This window comes from Natronomonas moolapensis 8.8.11, from assembly GCF_000591055.1.
In the GTDB taxonomy this organism is placed as follows: domain Archaea; phylum Halobacteriota; class Halobacteria; order Halobacteriales; family Haloarculaceae; genus Natronomonas; species Natronomonas moolapensis.
In genome coordinates, this window is sequence record NC_020388.1 from 2,321,512 (window position 1) to 2,336,510 (window position 14,999).

Annotated in this window: 13 protein-coding genes; 9 read left to right on the top strand and 4 right to left on the bottom strand. The window is 65.7% G+C overall.

Annotated features, from left to right (window positions below; translation table 11 throughout):
- Positions 1-5 precede the first annotated feature (5 nt).
- A complete protein-coding gene (locus tag NMLP_RS11205) occupies positions 6-635 on the top strand; it encodes a hypothetical protein (protein WP_015410228.1) in 630 nt (209 codons plus the stop codon).
- Positions 636-738: 103 nt separating this feature from the next.
- Positions 739-972, top strand: a complete 234-nt coding sequence (locus NMLP_RS11210) for a DUF2249 domain-containing protein (RefSeq protein WP_015410229.1) — start codon at positions 739-741, stop codon at positions 970-972.
- A 52-nt stretch (positions 973-1,024) separates the two neighbouring features.
- Here the strand turns inward: NMLP_RS11210 and NMLP_RS11215 are convergent, their stop codons facing one another.
- Together NMLP_RS11215 and NMLP_RS11220 are read right to left on the bottom strand one after the other, a co-directional pair.
- Positions 1,025-1,405, bottom strand: coding sequence for a cupin domain-containing protein (locus NMLP_RS11215; protein ID WP_015410230.1), 381 nt, complete (start codon positions 1,403-1,405; stop codon positions 1,025-1,027).
- A gap of 278 nt (positions 1,406-1,683) precedes the next feature.
- Entirely contained in the window at positions 1,684-2,040 is a 357-nt protein-coding gene (locus tag NMLP_RS11220) for a DsrE family protein (protein WP_015410231.1), read from the bottom strand.
- 379 nt (positions 2,041-2,419) lie between these two features.
- Between NMLP_RS11220 and NMLP_RS11225 the strand changes: the two genes are divergently transcribed.
- From NMLP_RS11225 to NMLP_RS11235, 3 genes are all read left to right on the top strand, one after another.
- Entirely contained in the window at positions 2,420-4,357 is a 1,938-nt protein-coding gene (locus NMLP_RS11225; RefSeq protein WP_015410232.1) for a receiver/sensor box histidine kinase, read from the top strand.
- A 63-nt stretch (positions 4,358-4,420) separates the two neighbouring features.
- A complete protein-coding gene (locus tag NMLP_RS16215) occupies positions 4,421-4,990 on the top strand; it encodes a type IV pilin (protein WP_084260808.1) in 570 nt (189 codons plus the stop codon).
- A gap of 604 nt (positions 4,991-5,594) precedes the next feature.
- A complete protein-coding gene (locus NMLP_RS11235) occupies positions 5,595-6,380 on the top strand; it encodes a VOC family protein (protein ID WP_015410235.1) in 786 nt (261 codons plus the stop codon).
- Positions 6,381-6,430: 50 nt separating this feature from the next.
- On the opposite strand, the gene NMLP_RS11240 is transcribed toward NMLP_RS11235, so the two are convergent.
- The gene (locus NMLP_RS11240; protein WP_015410236.1) at positions 6,431-8,221 is read right to left on the bottom strand and encodes an L-aspartate oxidase; all 1,791 of its coding nucleotides are present in this window, start codon (positions 8,219-8,221) and stop codon (positions 6,431-6,433) included.
- Positions 8,222-8,566: 345 nt separating this feature from the next.
- On the opposite strand from NMLP_RS11240, the gene NMLP_RS11245 reads away from it, so the two are divergent.
- Complete coding sequence (locus tag NMLP_RS11245) at positions 8,567-9,652, top strand: FAD-dependent oxidoreductase (protein WP_015410237.1); 1,086 nt, start codon at positions 8,567-8,569, stop codon at positions 9,650-9,652.
- Between the two features lie 37 nt (positions 9,653-9,689).
- On the opposite strand, the gene NMLP_RS11250 is transcribed toward NMLP_RS11245, so the two are convergent.
- The gene (locus NMLP_RS11250; RefSeq protein WP_015410238.1) at positions 9,690-10,442 is read right to left on the bottom strand and encodes a hypothetical protein; all 753 of its coding nucleotides are present in this window, start codon (positions 10,440-10,442) and stop codon (positions 9,690-9,692) included.
- A gap of 186 nt (positions 10,443-10,628) precedes the next feature.
- On the opposite strand from NMLP_RS11250, the gene NMLP_RS11255 reads away from it, so the two are divergent.
- The 3 genes from NMLP_RS11255 (at position 10,629) to ccsA (ending at position 14,999) form a co-directional block, all read left to right on the top strand.
- On the top strand, positions 10,629-12,035 hold the full coding sequence (locus NMLP_RS11255) for a cytochrome-c peroxidase (protein ID WP_015410239.1): 1,407 nt from the start codon (positions 10,629-10,631) through the stop codon (positions 12,033-12,035).
- 144 nt (positions 12,036-12,179) lie between these two features.
- Positions 12,180-12,647: a thioredoxin family protein gene (locus tag NMLP_RS11260; RefSeq protein ID WP_015410240.1), complete on the top strand. Its 468-nt coding sequence runs from the start codon at positions 12,180-12,182 to the stop codon at positions 12,645-12,647.
- 6 nt (positions 12,648-12,653) lie between these two features.
- The gene (gene ccsA / locus NMLP_RS11265; protein WP_015410241.1) at positions 12,654-14,999 is read left to right on the top strand and encodes a cytochrome c biogenesis protein CcsA; all 2,346 of its coding nucleotides are present in this window, start codon (positions 12,654-12,656) and stop codon (positions 14,997-14,999) included.

The following is a 14,999-nucleotide window of genomic DNA, read 5'->3' on the forward strand; positions in this document are numbered from 1 at the left end:
GACGTATGCGAGGCTTCCCATCCCCGTTCGGAACCGACGAATCGCTGTTCGACGACTACGACGGGTTCGTCCCCGAGCACCTTCCGGAACCGGGTCGGTTCCTCGAGGGACACGACGTCCTGACCGACGAGGCACACGCCGCGTTTCACAGAGCGACCCGCGACCTCTTCGAGGAGCGGACGGTCTACGACATGACGTTCGATTACAACTTGGCGCGGCTGAACCTGGATACCCGCCACGCGAGCGCCGGCTATCGGTACGCGAGACAGCGCGACGACCCGTCGGTGCTGCGCGCGGAGTTCACGCCGACGACCCCCTTTTGTCCCCAGACGCACACGCTGACGATCGGGTCCTTCCGGGCCTGGAACGGCCTCTCGGAGCGACACGAGTACGACCTCGTCCGCGTCCGGGCAGCCCCGATGCACCACCGGAGCGAATCGATCAACGAGGAACTCGAGGCGATCGAGGCGGCGTATCGCGCCGGCGACGCTTCGGTCGACCCGGAAGCGGGACCCTCCGACGCCGAACGGATAGAGCGCGCGTTGGAGGGATCCGAGCCGCGCCCCGAGGGCGCCGGCGCCGGCCCGGATCCCGACCCCGGCCCGGATCCCGACCCCCCCGACGCGCCGTTCTGAGACGCGCCAGCGGAGGACCCTCGCCCGGCGACCGCACGGTGGGATCGGCCGTCCCGAACGGTTTCGGGACAACGTATACCCGGCACCGAGCCCGCCTCTCGGTATGAGCAATGATCGACCCGGGACGGACCGGGAACTGGACGTCCGGGACATCGACGGCGAACCGTTCGGCGAGATCATGGACGCCGTGGCGGATCTCCCCACGGACGAGAGCCTCCTGTTGATAAACAGCTTCGAACCGCAGCCACTCTACGGCGTTCTCGAGAAGCGGGGGTTCACCTACGAGACGACGAACCCCGAGCCGGAGCGCTGGCACGTCGAAATCCGCCACGACTGATCGGGGCGGGGGCCGCATCGCCGCGGCCGGTTCCCCGGTGTGTCCGTCCCGGTCACTCGCCCCCCGGATCGACGTCGTCCGTTCGAAGCCCCCGGCGGACCGGTTCGTGTTCGGCGTCCGTGGGCGGCGGCGCGGTGACGAGAAACGCCTCTAGGCGCGAGTCGGCGTCGGCCTTGATGGCTCGGTCGACGTCCGCTTCGACGACGACCACGTCGCCCGCTTCGACGCTGTGTTCTTCGGCACCGTCGCGAACGATCCCGCGCCCGGATTGGACGTGGATCGCGACGTCGCTCGAGGGGGCGTGAACCGGGATGAACTGCCCCGGCTCGAAGTAGCCACAGACGACCTTCATCCGATCGCTGCCGAACACGCCGACGGCCGAGAACCGGTCGTCGTCGTACGCCCGCTCCACGTCGAAATCGGTCGCGGTCACGCCGACTCCTCGGTGCGGTGGTCACAGTCGATGGACCGGGACGGACGGGTCCCGGGCGGTGTTCGGTTCGCGTCGAACGCCGGGATTTTATGTTCACCCATATTCATGCGGGTGAAACTGTGGCAAGGCGTCAAAAAAGGTTGTCTCAAATGTATTCGCCACGCAGCCGACCTCGGTAGCGGCCCCCGCGTGACCTCCGGAGCAGGCGGAACCGCCGTCGGGTGCGGACGAGATCGTACGGAACGGTCGACACACTCACATCCCGCGGCCGAACGGCGCTAGAACGTGATGATCTCGTAGTCGTCGTCGACGAGCGACCGGATGCTGGGGTGGCCGTCGTACTCGCCGAGCACGGTGATGCCCGCGTCCTCGACGGTCTCGGAGACACCGAACGCCTCCGAACAGTAGTCACAGACCGCAGCGTCGTCGCGGACCGACAGGTACAGTTCGTGGTAGTCGCTGTCCTCCGCTTCGAGTTCCGGGATCCACTGGGTGCCCGCGCCATCGAAAATCACCTCGACCTCGTCGCCGTCGGCTTCGACGAACTCCTTTGCGGCCTCCAGCCCGTTCGCGAGGCGGCCGTAATCAGAGTGCGATTCGTTGCCGGCGAGGATCACGATTGCTGCTTTTGTCATCGTAGCTTTTTATATATCGCGCCCATACAAAACGCGTCCGCCGATGTGTGTCACTGCTGCCGATCCGGCGGGAGTCGGGATACGGAATCGAGGCGGTACATTATCGGCAGCCGTTCACCTGATTGCGAGGTGGATGCCCCGTGTTCAACGGGCAACGCAGCCGCGAGGCGAGTAGCGTTAACGAGAGCAAGCTCTCGTTCGCACATCAGAAATCGGAGATTTCTGAGGACGCAGTCGGGCGGGGAAGAAACCAACACAACCATGATATAATCCACGCAGAACAGCCCACCGATTCCCCAACCACACATTCAACCACCGGTTCGGACAAATATACAGGTTTTAATCCGTAGTAGCCCTGACGGCCACCAACGACTCGACCATGGCCCCGTCCACGGACACGATCCACGTCCTCCACGTCGGCGATCCGTCGGTCACGGACGTCGTCGCCTCGGCCCTCGAACGCGAGGGCGATCAGTTCGCCGTCGACACCGCGAACACCCCCGAGGAGGGGCTAGAATCGATGGTCGACGGCGACGTGGACTGCGTCGTCGCCGGCCACGACCTCCCCGATGGCGATGGGCTCTCGTTTCTCGAGGCTGTCCGCGAATCCGCTCCCGATCTACCGTTTGTCCTCCACGCCGACCGTCGATCCGAAGCGGTCGCCGAACGGGCGTTGCAGGCCGGCGCGACGGACTGTGTCTCGAACGAGGAGGTGCTCGATCGACACGCCGTGCTCTCGGCCCGAATCCAAAACGCGGTCGCTCGGGCCCGAGCCACCCGGCAGTCAGCAAAAGCCCGGCGGGTCGGCCGCGTCGTCAAGGCCCTCGACGAGGCGCTCGCCCGTGCGACGACGCGAGCGGAGATCGACGAGCGCGTCTGTGCCATCCTCAGCGACGCGGAGCCGTACCGCTTCGCCTGGATCGGCGAGCACGACCGCGACTCGCGGACGGTCGAGCCCCGGAGTTCGGCCGGCGTCGCCGAGGCGTACCTCGACACGATCGAGATACGGACCGACGAGCGTCCGACCGGGCTCGGCCCGACCGGACGGGCCGTCCGGAGCCGCGAGGTCGCGGTGGTACAGAACGTCTGTGAGGATCCGGCCTACGAGCCTTGGCGCGAGCAGGCCCTCGACCGCGGCTACCGCTCTAGTGCGGCCGTCCCACTGGTCTACGATGGGACGCTCTACGGCGTGTTAAACGTTTACGCGGACCGCCCCGACGCCTTCGACGACCGGGAGCAGCGGCTGCTCGCGAGCACCGGCAAGACCATCGCCCACGCTTATCGCCGGATCGAACTCCAGCGACAGTACACCGACCAGTATCGGACCCTCTTCGAGGAGGCCCCTGTGATGATCGTGTTCACCGAGGCGACCGAAGACGAGCCGATCATCGAAGACTGCAACGGGGCGTTCGCCGAGCACCTCGGGTACACCCGCGAGGAGCTGCGCGGGACGCTGCTGGCCGAGCACTACACCGACCGTTCCGCCGAACAGCTCCTCGAAGGCGGTTACGACCGCGCGTTGGCGGGCGAGTTCGTCCGCGAGCAGCGGACGCTCGTGGCCCGCGACGGGACGGAGACGCTCACGGTGCTCCAGGCGGCTCCCAGACGCGATCGAGACGGCAACGTCGTCGGCACGCACGCGTTGTTTTTAGATATCACCGACGAAGCACAGATCCGAAAGCTCGAGCGGCAAAACGAGCGCCTCGAGGAGTTCGCCACCGTCCTCTCACACGATCTCCGGAACCCGCTGAACGTCGCCCAGGGCCGGCTGGAGCTCGTCGCCGAGACCTGCGACAGCGAGCACATAGCCCACGTTCGAAACGCCCACGATCGGATGGCGGCACTGATCGAGGACCTGCTCACGCTCGCCCGGGAGGGCGCGGCGGTGACCGATCCCGGCGTCGTCGACCTCGCGGCGCTCGCACAAGAGTGTTGGTCGAACGTCGACACTGCCGAGGCGACTCTGGACGTCGATACCGACCGGTCGATACTGGCCGACGAGAGCCGGCTCAAGCGGGTTTTCGAGAACCTTGTTCGGAACTCGATAGAGCACGGTGGTCCCGACGTGACCGTTCGGATCGGCGACCTCCCGGGGGCGGACGGCTTCTACGTCGCCGACGACGGCCCCGGCATCCCCGAGGCCGACCGCGAGACGGTGTTCGACGCGGGCCACTCGACGAACGAGGACGGCACCGGGTTCGGTCTCAGTATCGTCCAGGGGATCGTCGAGGGCCACGGGTGGGACATCCGTGTCACCGAGAGCGACGACGGCGGGGCGCGCTTCGAGATCACCGGCGTCGAGTGCGCCTCGGAGTGACATCCGCCTGTGAAACCGAGACAGTATTTTACCCGAGAAGGCGATAACTCGGCTACGAGCGACGTGACCGATCACACTCGACAGCGCGGACAGTCGGAAGTCGTCGGCAGCCTTCTGTTAGCCGGGCTGTTGATTGTCACGCTCTCGACCGTTGGCGGTCTCGCGATCCTGAACGTCACCGATCGGATGGCCGACGAGACGCCGCTCGTCGACTGCGACATCGGAACCGAGGACGGTGACGTTATTGTCACGCACGCCGGCGGGGAATCCCTCGACGTGGACGGTCTCGAGACGATACATCGGAACGAGTCCTCGGAACGGCAGGACGTGGCCCGAGTCCAGGGGGACGCGGACGGTCGCTTCGAGCCGGGAGAGACCATACACAGCGGCTCCGTGTCGAACGAAACCGACGTCGTCCTCGTCACGCCCGATTCGGTCGTCTGTCGAGAGACGGTCAGGCCTGACGACGGTGACGGTGACGACGATGACGACGGTGACGGTGACGACGATGACGGCGATGACGACGATGACGACGATGACGACGATGACGACGATGACGACGATGACGACGATGACGACGATGACGACGATGACGACGATGACGACGATGACGACGATGACGACGATGAATAAAAACGGCTCCGCGTGACCTCCTCCTCGCCGCAAACGGCGAGGCTTCCCACGGTACCGCACCGCTGAGGTGGGATATTTGCTGGTTTAGGGCCTGTCGGTATGACGGGTCGATGGCGGGACCACACCGCCGTTACTCTTATCCCGGCAAGGGATTCGGAGTTATCTTGTGATCGAGACACCACAGCGGTTCGAGATGGGTGTCTCGAACGTTCTGGATCTCGGACTCCCGATACTGTGCATTTGAGAGGGCGATGTACGCGCCTCGGAGTAGTTCATACGACGCCACGATACCACCTAAATATCCGTGTTGCTGTCGATTACGGATGTATCCGAATTGTCGGATTCACTCCCCGTCCCCAGAACGGTTCGCGTTCTGGTGTGCGAACGAGAGCTTCGCTCTCGTCAACGCCGTAAACGACGGGATCCTCTCCTCGAAAAAAGATAGTCGTGGCCGCTGTGGTGATCGGCCGCCCGAAGCGTCTTGCACACGATTCAAATACTGGCGTCGCCCGCCGGTGAACGCCGCTTCGCCGGCCGCCGGAGATGCCCCCGACGGCACCCGATCGACGCACGTTTTTTATATTCGAGCGTCGACCTACCGACCATGACGGGGCTACTCGATCACACGATGATGCGCGTCGGCGACCTCGAGGCGTCGATCGACTGGTACGAGACGCACTTAGACTACGAACGCAAGGACCGCCACGACGGCGATGGGTTCAGCATCGTCTACCTCGGCCCGGAGGCTATGGGCGACGACGAGGCGATGTTGGAATTGACGAGCAACGAGGGCCAAGACGAGGTCGAAATTGGTGACGCGTGGGGCCACATCGCGGTCCGCGTCCGGGATCTCGAGGCCGCTTACGAGGGGCTGATGGACGGCGGCGTCGAGGATTACCGCGATCCCGAGTCCTGTGGCGGCCGGTACGCGTTCGTGACGGACCCGGACGGCCACGAAATCGAACTCGTCGAGCGCCCACAGGGGTCGCCGTGGAGCCTCGATCACACGATGATCAGAGTCGAGGACGCCGACGCGGCGCTCGGCTACTGGGTCCGGAAGTTCGAGTACGAGGTGGTCAGCCGCTGGGAGGCCGACACGTTCGCGAACTTCTTCGTCGAACCCGAGGACGCCCCCGAGGACGCGATGAGCCTCGAGTTGACCTACAACTACGACGGCCGGAGCTACACCCACGGTGACGGGTGGGGCCATCTCTGTGTCCGTGTCGACGACCTCCACGACGACTGGGAGCGACTGACGCGTCGGGAGGTCCCGGAAGCCCGCGACCCCGCGGACTGCGAGGACATGTACGCGTTCGCCGAGGACTTCGAGGGCCACGAGATTGAACTCTTAGAACGCGACGTGGACGCCGAGTCGCTGTTCCCCTTTTGACTCGCCGGCCGAGCCGCGATGGAGTGCCGGCGTCGCCGCCCGGGCGGGCGCTACTCGAGTTGGTGGTAGTCTAGTTCGTGCCCCTCGTCGAGAGCCGCCTGTACGGCCTCGCTGGGGGCGCCGACGGGCTCCGTACGCGAGAGCATCCCGCCGATATCGGCGCCGTCGAGACAGATGCTGCACTGCAACTCGGGGTCGATGTCGGGGTGGTCCGTCCGGTAGTGTGCGCCGCGGGACTCCGTGCGTTCGAGCGCGCCCCGAAGGACGGCCTCGGCGGCTGTCAACATAAATCCGAGGTCGACGGCGAACTCGAAGGAGCGACTCGTCACGCCCCCGACGTCTATGTCGCCCGCCCGCCGTCCGATGTCGCCGAGCCCGTCGAGTCCCGCCCGCAGCGACGCCTCGTCTCGGAGGATGCCGGCGTGTTCCCACAGCAGGTCCCGCAACTCGGCGAGGAGCGACTCGACTTCGTGGGCGCCGTCCGTGTCGGCTATCGCGGCGAGCCCGCCGAGGTGTGGTCGGACGGTCCCCTCGTGTACCTCCCCGGGAATCACTCCGGGTCCGTCGACCCGTTCGGCGACGCGTTCGCCCGCGACGACGCCGTATGCGACTGTCTCCGCGAGCGAGTTCCCGCCGAGGCGGTTCGCCCCGTGGACACCGGCCATCGTCTCGCCGATCGCGAACAGCCCGTCGACGCCGGTCTCGCCGTGTTCGTCGACGCGGACGCCGCCCATCCCGTAGTGGGCCGTCGGAGCGACCTCGACCGGTTCCTCCGCCATGTCGACGCCGAGGTCGGCAAAGCGCCCGTACATCCGCGGGAGCCGCGTTTCGATGAACTCGGCCTCGCGGTGGGAGAGATCGAGATAGACGCCGCCGTTCTCGGTGCCGCGCCCCTCTGCGATCTCCTGTGCGATCGCCCGGGCCACGACGTCGCGGGCGTCGAGTTCCATCTGGTCCGGCGAGTACCGCTCCATGAAGCGCTCGCCGTCGGCGTTGTAGAGCCGTCCCCCCTCGCCGCGGACGGCCTCGGTGACAAGCCGGCCGCTCCAGGGCTCCCACTCGGGGTCGTCCTCGTCGACCGCCATCCCGGTTGGATGAAACTGGACGAACTCCATGTCCATGAGCGTCGCGCCCGCATCGTAGGCCAGCGCCGCGCCGTCGCCGTTGTTCTCGTCGTCGCGGGAGGTGTGTCGGTTGTAGATCGCCGCGTGTCCGCCCGCCGCGAGGACGACGGCTCCGGCGTTGAACACGAGGAACTCGCCGGTGTCCATGTCGAACCCGACGGCGCCGTAACACGCCTCGCCGTCGGAGAGCAGTTTCGTGATCATCACGTTCTCGCGGTACGGGATCTCGAGGGACTGGGCCTTCTCGACGAGGGTGTCCAGCATCGACTCGCCGGTGTGGTCGCCGGCGAAGGCGGTCCGGCGGAACGACTGGGCGCCGAAGAACCGCTGGTCGATCTCGCCGTCCTCGGTCCGGGAGAACGCCATACCCCACTCGTCGAGTTCCCGGAGTCGGTCGGGCATCTGTTCGGTCACGGTCTCGACCTTCTCCGGGTCGTTGAGGAAGTGCCCCTCGTTGAGCGTGTCGGCGGCGTGGATCGCCAGGCTGTCCTCGGGGTCGTGTGTCCCGAGCGCGCCGTTGATGCCGCCGCGGGCCCACGTCGTGTGAGCGTCGCCGTGGCCGCGCTTGCCGAGCACCAACACGTCGTCGACGCCCCGCTGTGTGAGTTCGATCGCCGCCCGGGCGCCGGCTGCGCCGGCCCCGACGACCAGCACCGACACGTCGACGCGTTCGTACTCCGGCGCTTGCAGATCGCTTGCGGCTTCGTCTCTGTCCATAACTTGCGTACGGGTTCAATGCCTTTCAACCCGTCGCGCGCGTGCGCGCGGAGATCCTGTGGGCTGTACTGCACCAAACGGCCGGCGATTTCGGCGCTGAGCGACGTTCCCGGAGGGCGACGTTCCCCCGACAGCGAGGAGGATGTCACAGCGTGGGCTCAGGCTCACAGGACCGAGGTTCTTATTAGCCCATCAGAACGCGTACCGCTTTGAGAACGACTAAACTCGTGAGTTTTCGCCTCGAAGTGTTGAATACCGTTTCTCGACGGCACTACCTCACGGCCGGACACCGAGTTCCGGAACCCACCATAGGGTACTTACTACTCCGGATCACAGACCCGACATATGGAGTGTACGATCATCGGCGGCGGGATCCAGGCGCTGTCGACGGGCATCCTTCTCCAGTATCTCGGACACGACACGCGGATGATCAGCGACTCGTTTTCCTACGTCGGCGGTGCCGACACGCCCACGGTTTCCACGGACTACGCGGCCGCCTCGGTATACCCTGTCGCTATCGAGGCCGAGTGCTCGGAGGACGAACTGATCGCCCGGGCGGAGTCGACGTTCGAACCGTTCTACGAGGCCGACGGCGTTCCGGTTCGGAAACATACCCACTACTACCTCTACGAGGAGCCTCACGACGAACCGATCCCGGCCCGGATGGCCGTCACGGATGTCTCCGAACACGACGGGGCGGTACCGACCCGCCCCGGCGCGGAGATCCGCGACGGCTACGTCTGCGAGGAGTACTTCGTCGAGATGCCGGAGTACGTCCCACAGCTACACGCCACCTACCGCGAGTTGGGCGGGGAGACGGAGACCCGAACCGTAACGTCCGGGGCGGTGGCCGACCTCGACGGCACCGTCTTCAATTGCTCCGGCTACGGGAGCCGCGAGTTGTTCGGCGACGACTCGATGCGGGCGATCAAGGGCCACATCCTCCAGGTGCCGTACGACGGACCTGAGCCGCTGCCGTTTTCCTACACCTACACACCCGCAGACTACGACCACTACGCCTATATGTATCCGCGAACGGAGACGGTGCTCTTCGGTGGGTCCTATCTGGAGGGCGACATCGTCGACGGCGAGTGGCGCGGCGAGCGCCCTGAAAAGCCGATCACCATCGACGGGGTCACGATCCCCGAACGACTGTACACGGTGACCGAGGCGATCATGAGCGAGCACGTCCCGATCGAACGGGACGCCGTCGACGTGAAATACGGGTATCGGCCCTACCGGGCCGACGGAATGCGGATCGAGCGGGACGGCGACATCGTTCACAACTACGGCCACGGCGGGGGTGGCGTGTCGATGTCGTGGTGGTCGGCGGTGCGGGCGGTCGGGTTCGTCGACGAGGTCGGCGAAGCCATCCTTCCGGACGTCGCCGAGGCAATCGCGCGGGTGGACGCGCCGGCCACTGCTCGATAACCAGCTCCCGGCTACGACCGGTCGTCGGACCGCGCTGTCACCCGTCGTCCGACAGCTCGATCGAGTCGGGCGGTGACACCTCGAAGCCGCCGTTGTGACCGGTGAAGACCGTCTCGATCGTCAACACCGCGCCCCCGCCGCCCTGGCTGATCTCCATGCGGAGATCGGTCCCGTAGAGCGTGTCCGTCTCGGTGTCGATGAACACGTAATAGAGGAAATCCTCGACCCGATAGGTCGCGTGCTGGTCGTCTCCGGTGCCGAGCAGCTTGTCCCGCCGGTTCGCCGTCACGTTGACGCGGAACATGGTCGTCTCGGTGCCGTCTATCGTCTCGGTTCGGATCGGTTCGAACGTCGCGCCCTCGAGGGTTTCGACCGCGTCGCCGAACGTTTCGGTGTCGGTCCACGACCCCTCCGAGCGTTCCCACTCGCCACCGTCGCCGTCGCGCGTGTACTGCGTATCGCCCGCTACGTACTGTTCGGTCTCGCTGGTTCTGACTCCGGCGCCGACGTTCGTTTCGGTCCGCATCGACAGCCTAGCGCGTCGCGATTCGGTGTCGACTGTCCCACCGATCTCGATGGTTTCGTTCACCCGCGGCGATCGGAGCGTCCGTGTCCGTTCGACGCGGTACCGTTCGAGTTCGTCGGCGTTTGCCTCAATGTCGGCCACGTCCACCTCGGGCGCCGCGGCGTCGGCCTGCCCCGACTCGCCGGGTAACGCTCCGCTGCATCCCGCGACTGCGAGACAAAGCAGTACCGCTGCGATGGTCGACGTCCGGTTCGATCGGAACACAGTAGTAGCGATTCGAATGGGCGGTCCTAAAGTTTCCCCTCGCACTCCCGGCGGCTGATGAAAGATACTTTATATTTTGACCGCAGCGGTGTTCCGCCCACCGATCCCATCTACTGGGACTGTCTCGGGAGTTGAGATAGTGCAGGACCCGTACGTTTATGTCATATGAATATAAACTGGCTGAATATGCGGAACAGACGCCAACGGCTGCTGGCCGTGCTGTGTGCGTGCCTCCTCCTGCTCTCCGGAGTAGGGGCGGGTGCCGCATCCGCAGCAGGAGCTCCGACGACAGCCGACGACACGGAAACGAACGCCGCCCCGCAGGTCCAACAGACGGACGAGGCGGACAACGGGACGGACGGACTGCCGGTCGAGCCACCGACCCGGGCCCACCCGGGCTATGAGTATATCGAGCGGGAGAACGACACCGAGGCGAAGATCGAACTCGGCAAACAGTTGTACCTCGACCCGCGGATCTCCCAGACCGGGACCATCTCGTGTAACACCTGTCACAACGTGATGGATCCGGGTGGCCACGACGGCCGGCCGACCGCGATGGGCGTCCACGGCCAGACCGGCCCGGTCAACTCCCCGACGGTCTGGAACTCCGGGTTCCACCACACGCAGTTCTGGGACGGCCGCGCCGACACGCTCGCCGAGCAGGCCCAGGGCCCGCTCGTCGCCGACGTCGAGATGGGGATGCCCGACACCGGCGCGGTGCTTGAGCGCCTCCGATCGATGGACGGCTACGTCGAAGCCTACCAGGAGGTCTACGGGGACCAGGCCGACGTCGAGAACCCCGAGGACATCATCACCCTCGAGCGGACCGTCGACGCCATCGCCGCCTACGAGCGGACGCTCGTGACGCCGAACAGCCCCTACGATCAGTACGTCCAAGGTGACGCCGACGCGCTCTCCGAGCAGCAACTCGACGGCATGGAGACGTTCGAGGAACTCGGTTGTACGAGTTGTCACTCCGGGCCGATGTTCAGCGGCCAGTGGGACGAGCCCGAATCCGGCAACGGCGTCTACCAGCCGAATCCGACGTACCCGAACAACGAACAGTGCTCCGAGTACGTCGACGAGTACGGCCTGATGGAGAACCCCGGTCGGATGGGCGTCACCGACGACTCCGCCGACCAGTACCTTTATAAAGTGCCGACGCTGCGAAACGTCGAATACACCGCGCCGTACACCCACACGGGGAACGTCCGCACCCTCGAGGAGATGATCCGACTGATGGGCGCCTGCCAGCTCAACGAGGATCTCTCCGACGAGGAGGTCCAGGATATCAGGGCGTTCCTGACGAGTCTCTCCGGGGAGCACCCCGAACAGGAGATGCCGATGCTCCCGGGACCGAGCGGTGAATCGGTGATTCCGGCCGACTCCGGCGTCAATCCGAGCGAGACGGGCGGCCAGGCGACGGAGATGCAGGAAGCGGAATCGACGGAGATGCAGGACACCGAGATGCAAGACGACGGCTCCGGTGGCATCATCGAGGACACCCCCGGATTCACGATGGGACTGACCGTGGTCGCGCTGGCAGTGGCGCTCGCGACCGCGCTCATCGCCCGTACGCGCCGCTTCGAGTAACGCGAATCCGGCCATGCGGTCTCGCTGCCGACCGCGTCCTGTGTTTCTGTTCGACTTCGGGAACCGACGAGGATTTGAGCGACGAACCGAAACGACGGACATCGACGCGACCGACCGACAGGCACCGATACACCAGATCGACCGATGACGCCACGAAAGCTACTGACGATCGTCGTGCTCGTTGCGGTGCTGGGGTTCGGCTACTACTCGATGAACGCCGCGCCGGTCCTCAGCAATCACGAGTACACGTATCAGGGCGGCCTCGAGTGGAACGAGGACCCCGAGGAGGCGCTTTCGGCCGCGGAGCGACAGGACAAGCCGGTCCTCGTCTATTACTGGACGACGTGGTGTACGTATTGTCAGACCTACGATGAGGAACACTATCAAGACGAGGACATCCGGGACGTCCTCGAGGAGTACGTCCTGCTCGCTATAAACCTCGACGAGCCCGGGGCGGGCGCGAACATGGCGGCCGAACACGGCGCGAACTACCCGCCACAACACGTCATCATCACCCACAACCGCGAGGACGTCTCGGAGCTGGGCGGCTACGTAGAACGCGATCGCTTCCTCGGCGAACTCCGCCGTGGGCTCGATTCGACGGCGACCTAAGATACGATGCTCTCGCTTCAAACGATACCCACCCCGGGGACTGCGCTCATAGCTCTCGCGGCGTTCGCAAGCAGTCTCGCAGCGATACTTCTGTTGTACAGCTACATCGACCGAACCGACGACCTCCACCGCGTGACCCTCGGTGCTGCGGGCGTCTCCGCCGGGGCGCTGGTCGCCGCCCACAGCTACCTCACCTACCAGTTCGTCACCGGCGACTACACGAACGCCTACGTCTGGCGGAACACGGCCGACTACCTCCCGATTTTATACCGGTTCACCGGCGCGTACGCCAGCCACGAGGGATCGATCCTCCTGTGGGCGACGCTGGCCGCCGTGGTCGCGGCGTGGACCGTCTTCTCCGACAGCTTCGAAGGGCGCGGTTCGCGGCTCGTCCAGGGGATCTCGCTGTCGATCGTCGCCGTCTTCGCGACGATGTTGGTCGCACAGAGTCCCTTCACCCCGATCGAGACTGCCTTTCCCGACACGCCGTCGGGCTTCGTTCCCCCCGACGGCGACGGGTTGAACCCGCTGTTGGTCAATCCGTGGATGGCGATCCATCCGCCGATCACGTTCTCGGCGTACTCGCTTTTAATCGTCCCCTTCGCCCTTGGCGTGGCGCATTTCGTCTCGCTGTTCCGGGGCGAGGAGAGCGTCTTCGAGGCGTGGCTGCCGAGCACGGTGACGTGGCTTCGGGTCTCGTGGCTCCTGCTCACCGCCGCGATCGTCTTCGGCGGTATCTGGGCCTACAGCGTGCTCGGCTGGGGTGGCTTCTGGTCGTGGGACCCCGTCGAGACCGCGGTGCTCGTCCCGTGGCTCGCGCTCACGGCGTCGCTGCACGCGATCAACCGCTATCGGACGAGCGGCGAGTACGCGGTGTTCGCCCCGGCGTCGGCGGCGCTCGCCTTCCCGATCGTCGTGTTCGCGACGACCGTCGTCCGCAGCGGCGTCTTCCGGAGCGTCCATTCCTTTGCCTCGGGCGGGATCGGGACCGGCATCCTCTTTTTGCTGGGCGTCACCGGTTCTGTCGCGCTTGCGCTTCCGCTTGCGTACTGGCTCCTTGCGGCGGATGAACCGGACCGACCGGCGGACGAGTCGTGGCTGAGCAGACGGACCGTCTACCACGTCGCCGTCCTCGCCTTCGCGGTGTTGGCGTTCATATCCATGTGGGGGCTCGCGTTCCCGGTCATCCGAAACGCGGCGACCGGCGTCGAGGTGAGCGTCAGCCAAGATCACTACAACCTCTGGAGCTACCCGGTCGTCGTCCTCACGCTGTTGGCCGGGGGACTCTACGCGCTCCTCGATACCGGACGACGCCGACTCGCACTCGGCGCGGCGGGCGGTGCGGCCCTCCTGACGGCCGTCGGGGCGTTCGTCGCGCCGACGCCGAGTTGGTATCTCAGCGACCCGAGTTCGCTCGATCCGCTGGTCTACCGGGTCGTCGGGAACGCGAGCGTCCTCTCGATCGTTCCGCCGGCAGCGTTCTTTGCGGGAGGGTGGATCACCCGGTACGTCTCCCGGGTCCGCGGCGTCCCCTCGACGTCGTTCAAACTCCGCGAGACCGGGATCGTGTCGATTCACATCGGCGCGGCGGTGCTCGTGGTCGCCGTCTCGTTCGTCTACCTGTTTTCGACCTCGGCGTCGGTCGCCGTCATCGGCGTCGACGAGGTCGGAAACGACCCCGAGCCGATCGTCGAAGACGTCCCCGACTCGGAGTACACCGTCGAGATAACCGACTACGAGGCTGTCGGCGAGCCGACGATCGAGGAAGCCGCCCGTTCGCCCTCGGAGGTGCTCCGAGTCGACGAGGACGTCTCGATCGTCAGGGGCGAGATAACCGAGACGGACGACATCGAGGGCACCGCAGTCGCGCGTCTCGACGGGTCGGACGTGTGGCTGGCGAACGCCGACGGCACCGCCACGTTCGAGGCCGGCACCGAGGTCATCGCTCGTGGGACCGTCTTCGAGGTCGACAGCGGCGGCCCCGGCGGAACAGTCTACGTCTACACGGACGGCCCGAACATGGGACCGCTCTCGGACCCACCACGGGAGGTCCACACGCCTCGGGTGACCTCGCACGAACTCGACGTGACGGTGTACGAGGGGGACAGACGAGTGGCCTCGGGGACCGTCGCCGAGCAGGAGTATCTCCGCGCCGAAATGAACACCAACGACCCGATCATAGAGCGCAGCATAACAGGCGATACGTACGTCGTCGGGTCGATGAACGGCCCCGGCGCGACGATCACGGTCGACACCTATCCGCTCGCGAACCAGATCTGGCTCGGCGTCCTGTTGATGTTGTTCGGGATGGTGACACTCACCGTCGCCGACGGCTGGTTCCGAACGCGCTGA